The sequence below is a fragment of the Massilia sp. CT11-108 genome, assembly GCF_047302915.1.
Taxonomy (GTDB): Bacteria; Pseudomonadota; Gammaproteobacteria; order Burkholderiales; family Burkholderiaceae_D; genus Telluria; species Telluria orientalis.
In genome coordinates, this window is sequence record NZ_JBKYMO010001460.1 from 1 (window position 1) to 286 (window position 286).

A 286-nucleotide genomic window follows, 5' to 3' on the forward strand; every position below is an offset into this window, starting at 1 on the left:
CTCGGTCTGGTGGGCTCGTAGTTTTGTTTAAGTGACAGCGACCAGTCCGGGTCCGTCGCGACGAGGCCGTCCGGCGTCAGCACGGCCGTGGCCACCACGCAGTCGCCGCACGCGAGGTCCGGGTCCAGGCCGCCCGCACAGCCGAAGCTGATGATGCCAGCCCAGCCAGCGGGTCGCTCCTGACCGGGTCGCGCCTGACCGGGTCCCTCCAGCATCCCGTGCAGCCGTTGCGCCACCCGCCACGGCCGTGCTGACGCCGGACGGCCTCGTCGCGACGGACCCGGAC

General features: G+C 72.4%; 1 pseudogene. It reads right to left on the minus strand.

What is annotated here, in order from left to right:
* A pseudogene (locus ACEN88_RS35265) lies at positions 1 to 215 on the minus strand (hypothetical protein); the annotation flags it as partial.
* Positions 216 to 286 lie beyond the last annotated feature (71 nt).